Below are 18,300 nucleotides of genomic sequence, written 5' to 3'. Positions count from 1 at the left end.
TTATTCATAGCGCAGAGCCTCCACCGGATTAAGGCTACTCGCCTTGATGACCTGGTACCCACTTGATATTAGTGTGATAGAAATGGATAACAACAGTATTATACCGGCATCGAATACCGTAAACTGATATTTAAACTGGCCGGGCATCGTATCCTTGAGAAACATCGCCACTGGATAGACCACTATGTTGGCCGTCACGGCCATCAACAGGTATTTTTTGGTTATGAGCGGAAAAATCTGGTAGGCCCTGGCCCCTTGTACTTTTCTAACACCAATCTCTTTAACCCGCCTTTGTGCCGCATAGTATATCAAACCAAACAGTCCCATTGCCGCAATAACCACCGCCATGACCGTAAAAAACAGGACGGTATTTTTTGCGTTATTCCAAATTTTCAGCTCTTCGCGCGGCAGATTGGTATCGTAGGAGTTGACTTCGAACAAAACGTCAGTAAAGTGCTTATTCATCACCTGGTTAATATGTTGCAGGCTGCTTGCTGTTGTCTGCGGATGCACCTTAAAGGTTAAATCCAGGGCCTGCGATAAATCTCTGTCAATGAATAATAGCACGTATGGATTAACCGGATTATGAACATCTTCAATGTTAAAATCCTTAATGACACCCACCACTGTATAAGTACCTTCCTTTTCGAGTTGTTTCCCAATAGGCTGTTGCCAGCCAAATGCACGTGCAGCCGTTTCATTTATCAGGCATGCCTGCTCATCACTGGCCAGTTCATCTGAAAAATTACGCCCATCGACGAGTTGCATACTCATGGTATTAATAAAATTGGAGCAGGCAGCATTCCACCTTGAAAACACTGAATTCTCACTTGACCAGCCTTCGGGAATAATCTGACAGCCCCAGTTGGAATGTAAAGGCGAATTGATGGACATGCTCATATTAGCAATACCAGGATGCGCCAGTATTTCATCACGCAGTGCATCGTAGGAGATATGGCTCTCTCGTGCCGGCAGAGTGCAATGAAGCAGGTGATCCTTATCAAATCCCAGATCTTTATTAGTCAGAAAATTCACCTGACGATAGGTCCAAAGGCTAACTGTAATAAGCACCACCGAAAGAATAAACTGAAAATACACCATGGCTTGCAAAGCACTGAAGCGATTCTGTTTGACCAGGTTACTGCGTTTGAGCACCACCACCGGCCGATAGTTAGACACTACAAAGGCCGGGTAAGCCCCTGACAGCAACCCTGTGAGGAGCACTACTCCAAGCAGAAAAAGAGTAAAACGATAGTCGGCAAACAGATTCAGTTCGATGTGGCGGTTAACCACGTTATTGAATACCGGCAATAGCAAATGAGCCAGGAACACAGCCAACACAAAAGCCACTATGGCTATAAACAAGGTTTCGCTTAAAAACTGAATGGCGATACTTTTACGGCTACTACCTATGCTTTTGCGCACGCCGATTTCTACCTGTCGCAGTGAAGAAAAAGCCGTGGTCAGATTCATAAAACTAACACAGGCCAGCAGTAAAATCATCAGGCCCATCACAGAGAAAATGTAAACCACCGCTCCCCGATCATCGCGTGGATTCTCCTTGAGGTGCAAGGTACTTAAGGGATTGAGGTATAATACGCGCCGGGCATCAGGATCATGCTTGTGAATCACCTCGTCAATCTTCCGATTGATATCATCCACCGAAGTATTGGGCTTTAACTGCACATATACCGAAAAGGAATTATTGAACCAGTTATCTGCATAATTTTTTAATAAGGTAGCACTGGACCTGAAGTAATCTGCTGCGAGGTGTGACTGCTCAGGTACATCCTTCATAATGCCGCTGACAACCAGCTCCTCCTTTTGTCCATCATAAATAATTTTACCCATTGGATTCTCACCCGGAAAATAACGCTCAGCCATCGACTCACTAATCACAATGGCATTGGGTGCATCCAGCACCGTATGACGGTTGCCCTGGCGAAGATCAAAGGAGAACATTTCAAATATGGCTGATGGCGCCTTATAACCTTTAAACTCCTTGTAAACTGTTTGTTTATCGGGCGATAAAAACTCAAACCAAATCTGACGAATAACAAACGCATCATCTACTTCAGGCACATGCTCTACCAGGTATTGGGCCACAGGCACTGGTATTTGATACCAGTCATCTGTTTTATCTCCTACTTTGTATGTTTGTGCCCGATAGATATGCTCATAATTGGCATTAAACTTATCAAAGTTTTGCTCATACTGCACATAACGAGCCACTAAGAAGAAAGCAGCCAGCCCAATAGATAAGCATAACACCTGTATAAAAGAAAGCGTCTTTTTACGCTTCAGGTTACGCCAGGCAATTAATAAATAATGGTAGAGCATATTAAATTGGTTTAATTCGTTCTGTATCTATTCATATCGCAGTGCCTCCACCGGATTATGACTGGCTGCTTTCCACGACTGCACAGACACTGTAGCTAAGGCAATGACCAGGGCCAACAGACCAGCCAATGCGAATACCCACCAGCTGACCTCTGTTTTATAGGCAAAGTTTTCGAGCCATTTATTCACAGCATACCAGGCTATTGGGCACGCGATGACAAATGCCGCAATAACATATAAGGCAAAATTTCTATTGAGCATTAGTAATATCTGGCTTACTGTGGCACCGTTAACTTTGCGTATGCCAATGGCTTTAGTTTTGTTTTCGATGATAAATGCCGTTAAACCAAACAAGCCCAGACAACTGATTATAATGGTGAGTGCACTAAAGAGTAATAGTAACTTCTGCTGTGTTTCTTCTTCTTCATATAATTCCGACAATAACCCTTCCATTGAAGCAATGGTGAAGGGCGCTTCGGATCTGGAAGTCATAAATTCCTGCAACCCATTGGCTACTTGTGAGTAGCTTCCTTCGGTAGTTTTAATCAACAGATTACATATCCACTCCTCCCTGTATTGAATGACCAATGGCTCAATGGTTGTGTAAAAGTTTTCAAATTGAAAATCTTTGCACACACCAATAATACGGCAATCTTTGCTTCCAGCCTTCAGCGTTTTACCCACCACATCGCCACCCAGCTTCTTTGCATAGGTTTCGTTGATAATAATGTTGTCAGCTTCATTGTATTTAGCAGGGTTAAATGAACGACCACTGACCAAATGAATTTGTGTGGTTTCAAATAGGTTCTCATCGCAACGATACAGCACCTTATAAAAATCATTTTCCTCTTCCGACCATTCAGGATTGGTAAAACTGGTTGTACGGGAGCCTAGGGTATTAAAAGAGCGTTCGCATACACTAAATGCCTTAACCTTGCTGTTCTGAGACAAATACTCTTCAATGGCAGCCTTATTATCATCAAACGGATAATCCCAGGTTTCTACATACATGAGGTTATCTGACTTGTAACCCTTATCCGATTTAATAGCAAAGGATAATTGCTTTTGCATACTAAAAGCGGCAATACCGATAAAAATGGCCAAGGCAAATTGAGTCACCACAAAGGCCTGACCACCTTTGTGCAGTTTCTTTTCAGTTGCGCCTGCAATGAGTGAAGTACGATTGATGGTTCTGATGACTACAATAACCATATAGGCCGAAACCAAAACGAACACCAAAGCTGCTACAAGACCATGAATAGCTATCAGCTGACCATTACTAAATACCTCGCTCACATTTAAACCAAGTCCATCCGATATAACAGGTAAAAGCGAATAACTGATGAATAAAGAAATAAACAGGGCAGCCAGTATATAGATACCCGATTCGTAAAGCACCTCAACTATTAATTGTCCGGGTGAAACACCCAGCATCTTTTTAATACTGTTTTGCCTCGAGCGTTTGTAATAAACAGCCGTTTGCAGGTTAATAAAGTTCACACATGATACAATGAGCACCAATAATCCACTGAAAAAAACCATAAACAAATGTTTGAGCATTGCCTCCTCACCAATGGGCTGCAGGTGATAATCAATCAATGGGAACAGGGAAAATACCTCATTTATTTCATGCTCATCGTGCATCAGTCGCGTAATTTGAACACTCAACTCATCAACATTAGCCCCCTCCGGCACTTTTGCAACAGTCACATAACACCAGTTTTTCCATCCTTCACAGTGCACAAACTCATCGGCACTAAGCGAATAATAACAAAGAGCTTCGGGTTTAAAGGTTGAATTATCAGGAAAATCGGCATAAACAGCTCCCACCTGCGAAACGATAGAATCCTGCAGAACAACGGTTTTTCCCACACAATCGACTGTACCAAATATGGTTTGAGCCAGCGACTGACTCAAGGCTATATCAGTAGGTTTTAGTACATGTCCATTTGCCATACCAATAAAATCAACATTCAGGATAGCAAACATCTGCTCTTCGGTGGGCGTGAGATCAATAAAAAACTCCTTGCCATCCGCTTTTATCCTGCTTTTATCTGTCCAGTAAGTATAGGTGGCTGTTTGCTCCATACCGGCAATACGCTCACGCAACTCTTTTGCCAAAGGGAAGGGCGTAACAAAATCTGTTTCGTTATAAAGCGTATCGGTATACTGAATAAAATAGATTTGCTCAGCATCCTGATGAAAACGGTCAAATGTCAGGTGCGTTAAAGCCCAAATTATAATGACAATAATACTGCTCAACCCAATGGATAATCCAATCAGGCTAAACAGTGCATTTTGCTTATTGGTCAGTATGCCACGGATGGTTTGTTTGAGTTGTCTCATAGCTTGGTTGGTCAGTAACTATTATTGGCTGCTATTAATAAGCATTGTACTCTATCTGATTATTATCATTAGGCTGAAAGTTTATTGAAACCCAATAAGCCGGATTCATTTACAACTCAACTGCCTCAAAACTTTTATTCTGATGTATTTGCTCCGTCACCACGTGGCCATCAAACAGGTTAATAGTGCGGTGCGCATATTCAGCATGCTCGGCCGAGTGTGTCACCATCACAATCGTAGTTCCTTCCTCGTTAAGCTGGCGCAGCAGGTTCATCACCTCAGCACCATTACGTGAATCAAGGTTACCGGTAGGCTCATCGGCCAGAATCAACTTTGGGCTGGCAACTACGGCACGGGCTATGGCAACACGCTGCTGCTGTCCACCTGATAGTTGCTGCGGAAAATGTTTGGCACGGTGAGCTATCTGCATGCGCTCCATCACTTTTTGCACACGTTCTCGACGTTCTTTGGCCGATAGCTTCAAGTAAACCAATGGCATTTCAATATTTTCGAATACATTGAGCTCATCAATCAGGTTAAAACTCTGAAATACAAATCCAATATTGCCTTTGCGAAGGTTGGTGCGCTGACGTTCTTTAAAGGAAGCGATTTCCTGACCATCGAAAAACAGTTCGCCATCAGTAGGATTATCCAGTAAGCCAATGATATTCAGTAATGTTGACTTGCCACAACCCGAAGGTCCCATGATGGCCACAAACTCGCCCTTTTGCACATGGATATTGACATTATTCAAAGCGGTGGTTTCCACTTCCTCGGTTCTGAAAACCTTTTGGAGATTGTTCGTTCTTAGCATAGTATTTAGTGCTTGTGTGCGCAGTGCACAGTGATTAGTAAATTTGTTTGTATTGTTAGTAGCTAATGGCTGATAGCTATCAGCTAATAGCTTTTTTTATTCATACCTCAAGGCCTTTATCGGGTTTTGACTGGCTGCTTTCCATGTCTGACGCAAGGTTACCAAGGTAGCCAATAGCCACACTCCCATTCCGCCCAGCAAAAAGTAATACCATTGTATGGCGGTATGCACAATAAAGTTATTCATCCACAGCTCCATCAAATACCATACAAGGGGCACCGAAATCACAAAAGCGATGATAATGGTATAGGTAATCTTCCTGTTGAGTAGTTTAATAATATCATAAATACGTGCCCCATTAGCCTTACGAATCCCTATCTCTTTTATATGACGCTGGGTAATAATGGTGACCAGCCCTGTAATACCGATAGCTGTAATTAAGAGGGCAATGAAGCTAAAAAAGCTGATGAGCTTAAACAGGTTCATCTCACTCTTATAATAGGCCTGGTAGGTGTCATCCACAAACCCATAGTCGAACATCTGATTAGGTGATACATCCTTGAAACAATTCTCAACATGATCTATAACAAGTGGCAGGTTTCCTGAGAACTTAACAAACGCCATGTTGCACCGACCTCGATTGAGCCAGAAACACATCGGATCGACTGTATGATGCAAAGAAGCATAATTAAAGTTCTCACATATACCTATCATATCAGCTTCTCCGCTAAAAGTTGGAAACTGCTTATTTAACTTGTGTTCCCAGTTGTATTTATCAATGGCCGTCTGGTTAAAGATAAATGTATTGTTATCCATTGTATTAGTTGAGTAATCACGGCCTTTAAGCACCTTCACATCAAAAAAGCTCAGGAAATTCTCAGCCACCGGCCATACATAAAACGATGCCGACTCCCCATCTATGGTTCTTCCCCATCCCATCATGGTATTGGATGGCCCATGAGCTGCATAAGTAACATCAGTAATATGTGCTGATTTCTTCAACTCGGAAGTAAAACTATCCAGGTTTTTCTTAATCTTACCACTCAATGGAAACGATAGTATGTTATTAGTGGCAATGCCTGTATCATAATGGAGTAAAAACTGCTTTTGCTGATAAATAACAATCGAACTGATTATCAACACCAGTGAAGCAATAAACTGGAATGTCATCAGTATACCACGCATGCTTATGAACGATTTGGTGGACGCCTGACGGTACTTTCCTACCAGCGTATCGGTAAATTTAAAACCGGTTGGCAGCAATACAGATATAACAGCAGCCGAGATACTAATGGCAGACAACATCAGCAATCTTTGTCCCAACCCAAATTCTTTAAGGTCATAAGGTACCAGATCCGATAATTGTGAACTGTTAAACAACTCAACCAGCAGGTAGGCCAAAGCAGCTGCCACCACACATACAATAAGCCCCTCAATTAACAGTGTCAGCCTGATATGTTTCAACTTAGCTCCGTTCACCTCCTGTACAAAGAAGTTCTTTTCTCGCGTTGGCATGATGCCACATTTGAAATTATAATAGTTAATCACACTAATAATCAGAATAAGAAATGCAATGGACAAGAATAGATCCACCGTCGAACGCTTGGTTACTTTGGCATATTCGTAGTTAATCTTTTCTGCGAAATGCACATCTTTCAGAGCACGCAGATGAATGGTTACCTCATCATCAAATTCGGCATTGAGAATTTCTGCCATACGCTGCTTCAGACGCTCTGTCACCAGGTGCGAATCAAGCTCTACGAATGTTAAAAAGCTGCTCTCTGACCTATCAAAACGCGATTGATTTTGCTTGATGCTCATAAAACCCGCCGGACTGAAGGAACTGTTGGACGGAAATGATTTATACACAGCACATATCTCCATCTCTCGTCCGTAGTTAATCAATACCTTCTCGCCAATAACACTGGTAGAACCAAATAACTGCAGGGCAGCATCCGAAGCAATGGCCATCTTGCTTTTATCAATAAATGCAGCATCTAAATCACCCATGAGTACATCAAAGGTGAGCATTTTACTCAGGGCCGAATCAGATTGAAACACACGCCCTGCATATATATTATCGGGCTGTGTTGGATGCACAATAACCTGACCCGCATAGGGTGATAGTGTTGTGGCATTTTTAATCTCAGGCATCTTATCTTTCAGCAGCTGCGCAGTGATTCCTTTATAAATCACCTGATCGCCAAACTCAATACGGTACACTGTTGCTGCCTTCTCATGGTGGCTATCAAAACTGTATTCGAAAATAACATAAAAGAAAATGATAAGCGATGTGGCAAAAGCCATTGCAAAACCAACAATATTGAGCAAGCTGAAATACTTGCGATGGATGATATGGCGAAAAGCCGTTTTTAATAAATAGTTTGTCATTTTGTTCTAGTTTAAAACCACCACTTCATTGTCTCCAAATATCTCATAGCCCGATGTAATTACTTCTTCTCCGGCCTCCAATCCGTCCAGTACCTCAAAGTAGCGCGGGTTCTGCCGGCCAATACTCACCTGACGCTTATAAGCTGCTGTACGATCCTTATTAAGCACAAATACCCATTGTCCACCAGTACTTTGAAAGAAACTGCCACGTGGCAACAAAAGCGCTTTAGATGAGTTACCCAGTTCCAGTTTTACATGACTGGTCTGGCCAATACGCAGGTTCTGCCGATTGCTGTTATCAAACTCCAGGTCAACGGTAAACTTACCCTCTTTTACTTCGGCGTATATTTTACTCACCTCTGCATCAATAGTCCCATTGGGAAACTGACAGCTGGCTTTTAGTCCTTTGCGCGTGCGCGAGATGTAATGCTCATCTACTTCGGCCTTTAGCTTAAACTCATCCAGTATATTGACTTTACCAATGCGTGTGCCGTAACTGATGACCTGTCCTTCTTCGAGGTTAAGCGCTGCCAACTGCCCCGTAACCGGTGCTTTAATGGTCAGGTTATCCAGCCGCTGACGGATAATTCCCTGATTCTGCTCCATGCGTTCGGCTGAACGCTCCAATGTCTGAATCTGAATACCCCGATAAATGGAATCACGCATAAAGCTTTCCTTGAGCAGATTCATTTGCCGCAATGAAGCCTCGTAACTGGTTTTATCGCGCAGGTATTCATCTTCTGCAATGAGACCTTCCCGGTAAAACGCACGTGAATTATCGTATTTACGCTTTTGAATAAATAAGTCGCCTTCCAGCTGCACAATCTGATTCTGCAGCTCCATGGCATTCATCTCCATTTGCAAACGAGCAGTGCGCAGCTCATTGATTGCTCGTGCCACATTAGCTTCATTATTCGAAATCTCCAGTATCAGGTTGGTATTACTTAGTTGCGCTATGGCATCGCCGACTTTCACCATACTGCCTTCCTCCAGCAAAATTCCTTCAACTCGTCCGCCCTCAATGGCATCCAGAAAAATCGTTTTGATAGGTTCAACAGTGGCTGTTACACTGATGTAATCCTGAAAATCATCTAGCTCAACGGTCGAAACAGTGACACGGTTTGCATCCACCTTTACCTGGCTTCGATGATCGGCAAATGCAATAAAGTAAATGCTCCAGCAAATAAATATGCCGCCACCAATAAGCCATTTCAAATGCTTTTTCCACCAGGGTTTCTTTTGTAGTTGTTTATCCATTATTATATTACTTTGACTGCTGTTATTGCCTTATGCCAAAGTCATGCCTTATACACTAAACCCTATTTTACAACACTTTACATTTTCAGCTTTTAAAAGCTGTGTTGGATTTTCCAACACATATGTATGATATTCCAACAATAAAGAAGTATTTTTAAAACTGATAAGTAATCAGAAGCTTTTACGATAGGCTTATTTATTGGTGAACAATTAAGAGAATCAAGGAAACTAAAAAGCTAATGGCTGTCAGCTAATAGCTATCAGCTTTTTTAAATAATACTAAATAGGATTGCCACTATAAACTATACCTCAACCACCATGCCCAAAGAAGGAAATATACTAATCGTTGACGACAACAAAGAACTGCTTGTTGCCCTTAAGCTCTACCTGAGTCCACATTTTAAAACGGTAGTCACCGAGCATAATCCCAACCGGATTAAAGAGCATCTCACAAAAGCTGTTTTCGACATCATCATGCTTGATATGAATTTCAAGGCAGGTATTAATAATGGCAACGAGGGCTTATACTGGATGCAGGAAGTGCATAAACATGATCCGGAACTGGCCGTGGTACTGATAACAGCCTATAGTGATGTGGAGCTGGCCGTTAAAGCCATTAAAAAGGGGGCGGCCGATTTTATCGAGAAATCATGGGACGAACGCAAGATACTATCCACTCTACGCTCAGTGTTTGAGTTGCAAAAATCAAAACGTGACATCAGCCGCCTGAAAAAGAAACACAAGCACCTGAAAGAGTGCATCGACACACAAACCGATATGTTCATTGGGCAATCGGACACCATGCAACAAATAATGCACATGGTTAAAAAAGTGGCACCAACCGATGTGAACCTGCTTATTCTGGGCGAAAATGGCACTGGTAAAGAGGTGATGGCCCGCACCATCCATCAGCTTTCTGCACGAAAAGATGAGATGTTTGTATCGGTGGACTTGGGTGCTATCCACGAAAACCTGTTTGAAAGTGAGCTATTCGGTCATATGAAAGGTGCTTTTACCGATGCTAAAACTGACCGTACCGGCCGTTTCGAACTGGCATCAGGCGGCACACTGTTTCTCGACGAAATTGGTAACCTATCGATGGCAGCACAGGCCAAACTATTGGCTGCCTTGCAAAACAGGGAAATAACACCTGTTGGTGGCACACGACCTGTTAAGGTAGATATTCGCCTGATATGTGCTACCAATATGCCTTTACAGCAAATGGTGGCCGAGGGTAGCTTCAGAGAAGACCTGCTATACCGGATCAACACCATTGCCATTGAGCTGCCGGCCCTGCGCAACAGGCAGGAAGATATAGGCCCACTGGCCAACTATTTTATTCAAAAACAAGCTGATAAATACAATAAGGGCTCATTAAGCCTGACGGCCAATGCCATTGAGGCGCTTCAGGAACAGTCGTGGCCAGGCAATATACGTGAGTTGCAACACACCATCGAAAAGGCTGTTATACTTTGCGATTCAGCAAGCATCTGCAGTGAAGACCTTTTCTTAAACAAGCACCAAGCCAAAGTATTGGACGATGCTTGCTTTAACCTGAATGAGCACGAGCGTTTACTAATAGAAAAAGCCATTGCCAACTGTAAGGGCAACATGAGCAAAGCCGCCATGAAGCTAGGCATTAACCGCTCTACTTTATACGACAAAATAAAAAAGTATGACCTTTAAGCACTCATCTGTCAGTCTTATTATTCAATCGGTACTACTGGCCGTCACACCTTTAACGGGCTTGTTGCTCTGGCTATTGGAGTCACCTCCCATGCTTTTTTATCTGCTTGGGGCCTTGTATATTTTTCAGGTGGGCCGACTGATTTATACGGTTCGGAAAACCAATCGCGAACTGGCCAAATTCATCCAGTCATTTGGATTTGGCGATACCACCATTCATTTCAGCACCCGCGATAAGGATGCCTCCTTTCAGGACTTGTTCAGAGCTTTTAACCAGGTAGTAGAAGCTTTCAGGCAACTCAAACTCGATAAAGAGAAAGAATACCTCTTTTTTGAAAATGCTTTGAAAAAACTGGGGGTGGCCATTATTGTGGTGAACGAACACGGTAATGTAATGATGACAAACGATGCCCTTTTGCAATTACTGGATTTTAAATACATCCATCGTTTGGATAAACTCAATACACTGAAGCCCGGCCTGGCCGATGAACTGATGCAGCTGCAACCACACCAGCAGCATTTGGTTGAGCTGATGGTAAATAACCGCCTGCTGCAGATAGCTTTAACATCGGTACTGATGAAGCAGGAGACCAAAGTATTGCGTTTAATAGCCTTTCAGGATATACGCAGTGAGATTGAACAGAAAGAGCTGGAGTCGTGGCAAAAACTCATTCGGGTACTCACCCATGAGGTCATCAACTCGTTAAGCCCGGTGAACCTTATCTCTGCCGGTCTGAAGCAACGCTTTGAAAACAACACCCAGCCGCTGGTGATGGAGGTCGATGAACAGCAGGAAATTATGGAGGCCCTGGATGCCATGCACAACCGCAGCAAGGGACTCACGCAATTCGTAGAAAGTTACCGCAGCATGACCGGCTTAAAGAGTGTACAAACCACCCATTGCAATATACAACAGCTGCTCTCGCGTATACAAACGCTTTTTGCAGCATCGGCCACTGATGCCAACTGTGTAATAAGCATTGAATGCCCGACGAACCTGTCGTATAACATTGATGAGAAACTGATTGAACAGGTGCTGATTAATCTGGTTAAAAACGGCCTGGAGGCGCTTAATAAAGCCGACTCCAACATGGCGATGGTGGCTAAAATGAATGGCCGAAATCTGCAGCTGAGTGTTAGGGATAATGGGAAAGGCATTCCGCACGATGAGATAAACAAAGTGTGTGTACCTTTTTACACCACACGACAGGGTGGCAATGGAATAGGATTGGCCTTATCACGCCAGGTGATGCGCTTGCATGGCGGGCAGCTGAAAGTTGACTCCAAAGAAGGACAAGGTACGGTTGTCAGTCTCTTGTTTGGTGTCTGACACCTGGTATTTTAACAGGACTGAGGGGTCAAAAAGCTCGTCTGCCTGCAGAAATCACACAACGTTCTGCAAAAAAGCCAGACAGTTCTGTTCTTTTGCCACAAGGTTCTGTAAAATTCACAGAACATCCTCAGATTTTTGCAGAAGATTCTATAAATCCGCCAGAGAATTCAGTAAAAAAGCCAGATTGTTCTCCGGAATCCATAGAAGCGTCTAAAGAATGTGGAGAAAGATGAGCTTGAGAGCCACATGAGCGACTGTTTTTGCCAGATTGACGAGCTCCAGAGACAGATGCATGGCGGATTTTACATCTTTATCTTTGTAAAAACGCGAATGTGCGATAAGTCCTGTAAAATTAAATACACTAAGAACCAGATGGTAGGCCACGATTCGCATTTTTTTCTTTGTAAAAACATTTGCTTTAATGAATATTCTTCTATTTTTGCATCCGCATTAGCAAAGGCAATGCCACTAAAATATACGGGTGTAGCTCAGTTGGTAGAGCACTGGTCTCCAAAACCAGGTGTCGGGCGTTCGAGTCGCTCCTCCCGTGCATAATCCTGACTTCGGTCGGGATTTTTTTATTCTAGCCAACTGAACTTTCAGAATTAAAATAAGTTCATATATTTGGTGCTGCAATTGGAGAGGTGACAGAGTGGCCGATTGTGCATGCCTGGAAAGCATGTGTACCCGCAAGGGTACCGGGGGTTCGAATCCCCCTCTCTCCGCTCTTCATTGATTCTTTCTTATTCGGCAGAGCTATACATTTTCCATACATTATGCTAATCCTGCCAATAATGGCTATTTATCCGTATTCAACAACCGGCAACACTCCGTTAATATACCACAAGATGTTATTGAAGTGTAAGAGGCCTTAGATAATCATTATTCGCTATTATCAAGACTAAAGGCAGGCTGATTGACCATCAATCACTGCTTGTTAGCGTTCAAACACACATTATCAAGGCTCCATATAGCCTGCTTGGTATTCAACAATCAATTGTTGAAACTATACGAGGTCTTTTTACAGATGCACCAATCACAGTTAACGTTCCTCTAGGTCACTTTAAAGATGCACCAGTCATTGTTAACACTCCACCATGTCTGATTAATGTTAAACACTCCATTGTTGGTGTTCAACAATTTGGTTGAGCATTAACAACGTTGGGGTTAATCTGTGTTTGAAAAATAATTCCTACATTTGCACCTACCAGAACAGAACACTTAATTACGTACTTGATGATTAAATTCAATATCAACCCCAATAGTGAAATACCCAAATTCCAACAGCTGGTAGATACCGTGACCAATGCACTGGCCGAAAATAAGCTACACGAAGGCGACCAGCTTCCCTCCGTTAATGTTATCTGCCAAACCTACAAGCTATCGCGCGACACGGTGTTTAAGGCCTATGGCATCTTAAAGGAACAGGGCGTTATTGAGTCGGTGCCCAACAAAGGCTATTTCATTGCCCGCGAAGGTCGCAAAGTATTTCTTTTCCTGGATACCCTTAAAGCCTACAAAGAAGTATTGTACGGCGAATTTGTTAAAAACCTGGATAAGAACACCATTGCCGATGTGCATTTCCACCATTACAACATCGATATCTTTAAAAAACTGATAACCGACAGCCGTGGACGCTACAGCAAATACATCATCATGCCATTCGACCACCAGGAAGTGCCTGACATCGTCAACACCTTGCCCCCCGACAAAACCCTGATTATTGACTGGAACACCAACATTCGCAACTTCAACAATAAGCTCTATCAGGATTTCAGCACACCTGTTAGTGAGGCGCTTGAAGCAGCCGACCACCTGTTGAAAAAATATGAACGCAAGATAATGGTTTACCCCTCGTACACCTATCACCCCATTGAAACGGCCGATTGCTTTGCCCAATACTGTCTGGACAAGGGCTACCAACATCAACGACTCACCAATGAAGACGACCTGAATGTGCGAGCAGGCGACATGTATTTCAGCGTAAGCGACCGTATGTTGGGCCATATACTGGAGCAATGTAAGGAACGCAAACTGGAACCGGGCAGCGATGTTGGCATATTATCTTATAACGAAACACCCATGAAGAAATTCATTTACAAAGGCATTTCGGTTATTTCAACTGATTTTAAATTAATGGGACAAAAGGCGGCAGCCTTTGCCTCCAGCGATATGGCAATGGATTTTTGCGTACCAACAAAGCTTTTTTTTAGAGAATCATTATAACCGTGATTCTTTTTTTTATAGATTTACACCATACCAGTACAGAACAGTATACTAAAATTCAAATCATGTATTCACTAGGATTCGACATAGGAAGCTCATCGGTAAAAGTAGCATTGCTTGATGTAACAACAGGGAAAGCCCTTAGCACAGCGTTTTATCCCAAAGAAGAAATGGCTATCTCAAGCCCGCAGCCCGAATGGGCCGAACAAAATCCTGCGGATTGGTGGAACAACCTGAAACTGGCGCTGAAAGATGTGCTGACCACATCCAAGGTTGACCCATCAGCGATTCATTCAATCGGTATCTCGTACCAAATGCATGGGCTGGTAACGGTTGATAAAAACGGAGACGTACTAAGGCCTGCCATCATCTGGTGCGACAGTCGCGCGGTACAGAACGGCAACAAAGCCTTTAATGAAATTGGTAAGGAGCACTGCCTCTCACACATGCTCAACTCGCCGGGTAACTTCACGGCATCCAAGTTAAAGTGGATAATGGAAAATGAACCCGAAATCTATGCGCGCATCAATAAAATAATGCTGCCAGGCGATTACATTGCCTATCGATTAACCAATCAGCTAACCACCACCAAGAGCGGCTTATCAGAAGGTATCTTCTGGGATTTTAAAACACAAAGTGTATCAAAAGAACTACTGGCTAACTATGGTTTTAAGGCCGACATCATCCCAAGCATTAAAGACACCTTTGAGATACAGGGCTACCTGAGCGAACTAGCAGCTGAGGAGTTGGATTTACACACAGGTATAGCTGTGTCGTACCGCGCAGGCGACCAGCCCAACAATGCATTAAGTCTAAATGTGCTAAACCCGGGTGAGGTGGCAGCCACAGCCGGCACATCGGGTGTAGTGTATGGTGTTAGCGACCAGCTAAAATACGATCCGGCATCACGCGTAAATACCTTCGCACATGTCAACCACACCAATATAGATAATCGCCTTGGCGTATTACTTTGCATCAACGGCACAGGCATCCTCAACTCGTGGCTGCGTAAAAACGTGGCAGTCGATTTAAACTATGTGCAGATAAACGACGAAGCGTTGACGGTTGAACCGGGGAGCAATGGCCTGCTGGTATTTCCTTTTGGCAACGGTGCTGAGCGCGTGTTGCAAAACCAGAACCCGGGTGCTACGGTTAAGCACCTGAATTTTAATATTCACACCCGCGCTCACCTGTTAAGAGCTGCCCAGGAAGGCATTGCCTTTAGTTTTATGTATGGCATGGAAGTGATGCAGCAAACCGGCATCGAAACCAAGGTCATCAGAGCCGGTATGGCCAATATGTTCCTGAGTCCGATATTTCGTCAGACACTGGCCGATATTTCGGGCGCCACCATTGAACTGTACGAAACCGATGGCGCATTGGGTGCGGCGCGTGGAGCAGCCTATGGAGCCGGCCTATACAGCACACTCGAAGAGGCCTTTGCCTCTTTGGAGAAGGTGGAAATCATTAAGCCAATTGAGCAAAACACAAAATCGTTGAAAGCGGCTTACAAGAACTGGAAGCAGCAACTTAGCGAAGACTAAAGCGGTTACGCTGCCAAATGCTAATCCTTCATCATATCATCCATCTAACAAATCACCTACACAAAATCCAAAATGAAAAAACTCTTTATCGCCTGCTTATTTATAGTTTCTTTATTAGTTGCTTGCAGCACCTCCAATCAGCAAACATCAAATCCAGTCCCTGCCCTGCCTGATTCATTGGCCGGCACATTCCTCGACCACCGTATTGACATGGAAGAGCGGCTTGACATGGTCATCAATCAGCTATCGCTTGAGGAAAAATGTGCACAGTTGATGCACGACGCACCTGGCATCGAACGCCTGGGTATCAAACCCTACAACTGGTGGAACGAAGCGCTGCACGGTGTTGCCCGCATGGGACGCGCCACTATTTTCCCACAACCCATTGGCATGGCTTCCACCTTCGATCCCATGCTCATTGAAGATGTGGCTACCGCTATTTCCGATGAGGGACGAGCTAAATTCAACATCGCGCAAAAGAACGGAAACTACCTGCAGTATGCCGGTTTAACCTATTGGTCGCCCAATGTAAATATCTTTCGCGATCCGCGCTGGGGACGTGGCATGGAAACCTGGGGCGAGGACCCTTTCCTGAGTGGGACACTGGGCGGTGCCTTTGTGAAAGGCATACAGGGCTACGACCCCACTTACCTGAAAGCTGCCGCCTGTGCCAAGCACTACGCCGTGCACAATGGCCCTGAAGGATTAAGGCATAGCTTTAACGCCTACTCGTCGCCCAAAGACTTATACGAAACATATCTGCCTGCCTTTAAGATGCTGGTCACCCAATACGATGTAGAAGCGGTGATGTGTGCCTATAACCGCACGCTGGATGTACCCTGCTGTGGAAGCACTTTACTACTGACAGAGATATTGCGCAACAACTGGGGCTTCACGGGGCATGTCATGTCTGATTGTGGTGCCTTAGCCAACTTCCATGGTTTACACCAGTACACCAATGATGCCACGGCATCGTCGGCCGAGGCCATTAAGCACAACGTGAGCCTTAACTGTGGCAGCACTTACCAAAACCTTGTGGAGACCGTACAAGCCGGACTGATTAGCGAGGCAGATATTGACCGCAACCTACGCCTGCTATGGCGCACACGCTTTAAGCTGGGCTTGTTTGACCCTTATGGTGATAACCCTTATAATCATCTGGGACCTGAGGTGGTTAACAGCAAACAGAACGTTGAACTGGCTCGCAAGGCGGCTCAGAAATCAGTTGTCCTACTCAAAAACAACGGCGTTCTACCTCTAAATAAAGACATCAAACACCTGTTTGCCATTGGCCCATTAGCGGCCGACGTAGACGTAATGCTGGGGAACTACAATGGCATGTCAAACAATGTTATCTCAGTCATTGAAGGCATTGCCGGAGCAGTGAGTCTGGGTACCCGTTTCGAATACCGCCATGGTTTCTTGTTAACTGAAGAAAACAAGAACCCCATCGGCTGGGCCATAGGCGAAGCAAGAGGCGCTGAAGCCTGTATTGCAGTGGTTGGCATCAACACACTACTCGAAGGCGAAGAAGGGGAAGCCATTGGCTCGGCCCACAAAAGCGATCGCCCCGACCTTCAACTACCCGGCAAACAGCTGGAATACCTGAAGCAAATACGCAAAGACCAGGACAAACCATTAATTGTAGTGGTGATGGGTGGCAGCCCCATAGCCCTGGAAGAAGTGCATAAAATAGCCGATGCTGTTATCATGGCCTGGTACCCGGGCGAACAAGGCGGAAATGCTATTGCCGATATTATTTTTGGCGACGCTATACCTACTGGTAAACTGCCGGTTACATTCCCTAAATCCGTGAATCAACTGCCGCCCTACGAAGATTACACCATGTATGGTCGCACCTATAAATACATGAAAGACGATCCCATGTATCCCTTTGGCTTTGGCCTCAACTATGCCGAAATCAGCTATTCAAACATGAGCAGCCAAAAAACAACATACCAGTTTGGCGAAGCCATTACACTAACCGCCGACATCAGCAATGGCAGTGATTTCGATACTGAAGAAACGGTACAGTTATATGTATCTGCTTTGGATGCCGACTTTCCGGTACCCATGTACGATTTGAAAGGGTTCAAACGCGAAACCATTAATGCCGGTGGCAGCACCCAGGTACGATTCACCATCGATACTTCAGAACTGACCAATATTGATGAAAAAGGTGAAGAGCAATATGTCAACGGTCGCTATCGCTTTTATATCGGCAGCACACTGCCATCGCAAAGAGCCATCGATTTAGGAGCTCCCGAAGCTGGTATGCTAGAACTTAAAATAGAAGAGTGAAGACGGAGGACAATAATTACACAAAATACTAATCAAGAAAATTGGAGACCGAAGTCAATATA

General features: G+C 44.1%; 10 protein-coding genes and 2 tRNA genes. 7 read left to right on the top strand and 5 right to left on the bottom strand.

The window, feature by feature from the left end; genetic code table 11:
- The 5 genes from KEM09_RS01245 to KEM09_RS01225 all read right to left on the bottom strand — a co-directional run bounded on the left by KEM09_RS01245 (position 1) and on the right by KEM09_RS01225 (position 9,148).
- The gene (locus KEM09_RS01245; protein WP_212224153.1) at positions 1 to 2,340 is read right to left on the bottom strand and encodes an ABC transporter permease; all 2,340 of its coding nucleotides are present in this window, start codon (positions 2,338 to 2,340) and stop codon (positions 1 to 3) included.
- Between the two features lie 27 nt (positions 2,341 to 2,367).
- The gene (locus KEM09_RS01240) at positions 2,368 to 4,686 is read right to left on the bottom strand and encodes an ABC transporter permease (RefSeq protein WP_212224143.1); all 2,319 of its coding nucleotides are present in this window, start codon (positions 4,684 to 4,686) and stop codon (positions 2,368 to 2,370) included.
- Positions 4,687 to 4,795: 109 nt separating this feature from the next.
- Positions 4,796 to 5,500: an ABC transporter ATP-binding protein gene (locus KEM09_RS01235; protein ID WP_212224133.1), complete on the bottom strand. Its 705-nt coding sequence runs from the start codon at positions 5,498 to 5,500 to the stop codon at positions 4,796 to 4,798.
- Between the two features lie 96 nt (positions 5,501 to 5,596).
- Positions 5,597 to 7,891, bottom strand: coding sequence for an ABC transporter permease (locus KEM09_RS01230; protein WP_212224131.1), 2,295 nt, complete (start codon positions 7,889 to 7,891; stop codon positions 5,597 to 5,599).
- Positions 7,892 to 7,897: 6 nt separating this feature from the next.
- Positions 7,898 to 9,148: an efflux RND transporter periplasmic adaptor subunit gene (locus KEM09_RS01225; protein ID WP_212224129.1), complete on the bottom strand. Its 1,251-nt coding sequence runs from the start codon at positions 9,146 to 9,148 to the stop codon at positions 7,898 to 7,900.
- Between the two features lie 318 nt (positions 9,149 to 9,466).
- Here KEM09_RS01225 and KEM09_RS01220 point away from each other — a divergent pair, with 318 nt between their 5' ends.
- From KEM09_RS01220 to KEM09_RS01190, 7 genes are all read left to right on the top strand, one after another.
- Positions 9,467 to 10,834, top strand: a complete 1,368-nt coding sequence (locus KEM09_RS01220; RefSeq protein WP_212224121.1) for a sigma-54-dependent transcriptional regulator — start codon at positions 9,467 to 9,469, stop codon at positions 10,832 to 10,834.
- Positions 10,824 to 12,164, top strand: a complete 1,341-nt coding sequence (locus tag KEM09_RS01215; protein WP_212224119.1) for a sensor histidine kinase — start codon at positions 10,824 to 10,826, stop codon at positions 12,162 to 12,164. The genes KEM09_RS01220 and KEM09_RS01215 overlap by 11 nt, the downstream gene beginning before the upstream one ends.
- A gap of 480 nt (positions 12,165 to 12,644) precedes the next feature.
- Positions 12,645 to 12,717, top strand: a tRNA-Trp gene (locus tag KEM09_RS01210).
- Between the two features lie 88 nt (positions 12,718 to 12,805).
- Positions 12,806 to 12,892, top strand: a tRNA-Ser gene (locus tag KEM09_RS01205).
- A 511-nt stretch (positions 12,893 to 13,403) separates the two neighbouring features.
- Positions 13,404 to 14,393: a GntR family transcriptional regulator gene (locus KEM09_RS01200; RefSeq protein ID WP_212224117.1), complete on the top strand. Its 990-nt coding sequence runs from the start codon at positions 13,404 to 13,406 to the stop codon at positions 14,391 to 14,393.
- A gap of 65 nt (positions 14,394 to 14,458) precedes the next feature.
- The gene (locus KEM09_RS01195) at positions 14,459 to 15,937 is read left to right on the top strand and encodes a xylulokinase (protein ID WP_244824742.1); all 1,479 of its coding nucleotides are present in this window, start codon (positions 14,459 to 14,461) and stop codon (positions 15,935 to 15,937) included.
- Between the two features lie 72 nt (positions 15,938 to 16,009).
- A complete protein-coding gene (locus tag KEM09_RS01190; RefSeq protein ID WP_212224109.1) occupies positions 16,010 to 18,238 on the top strand; it encodes a glycoside hydrolase family 3 C-terminal domain-containing protein in 2,229 nt (742 codons plus the stop codon).
- Positions 18,239 to 18,300: the final 62 nt, after the last annotated feature.

This window comes from Carboxylicivirga mesophila (genome assembly GCF_018271975.1).
In the GTDB taxonomy this organism is placed as follows: Bacteria; Bacteroidota; Bacteroidia; order Bacteroidales; family Marinilabiliaceae; genus Carboxylicivirga; species Carboxylicivirga mesophila.
Note: the sequence above shows the minus strand (reverse complement) of the source record. Positions and strands in the feature narration are given on the sequence as shown.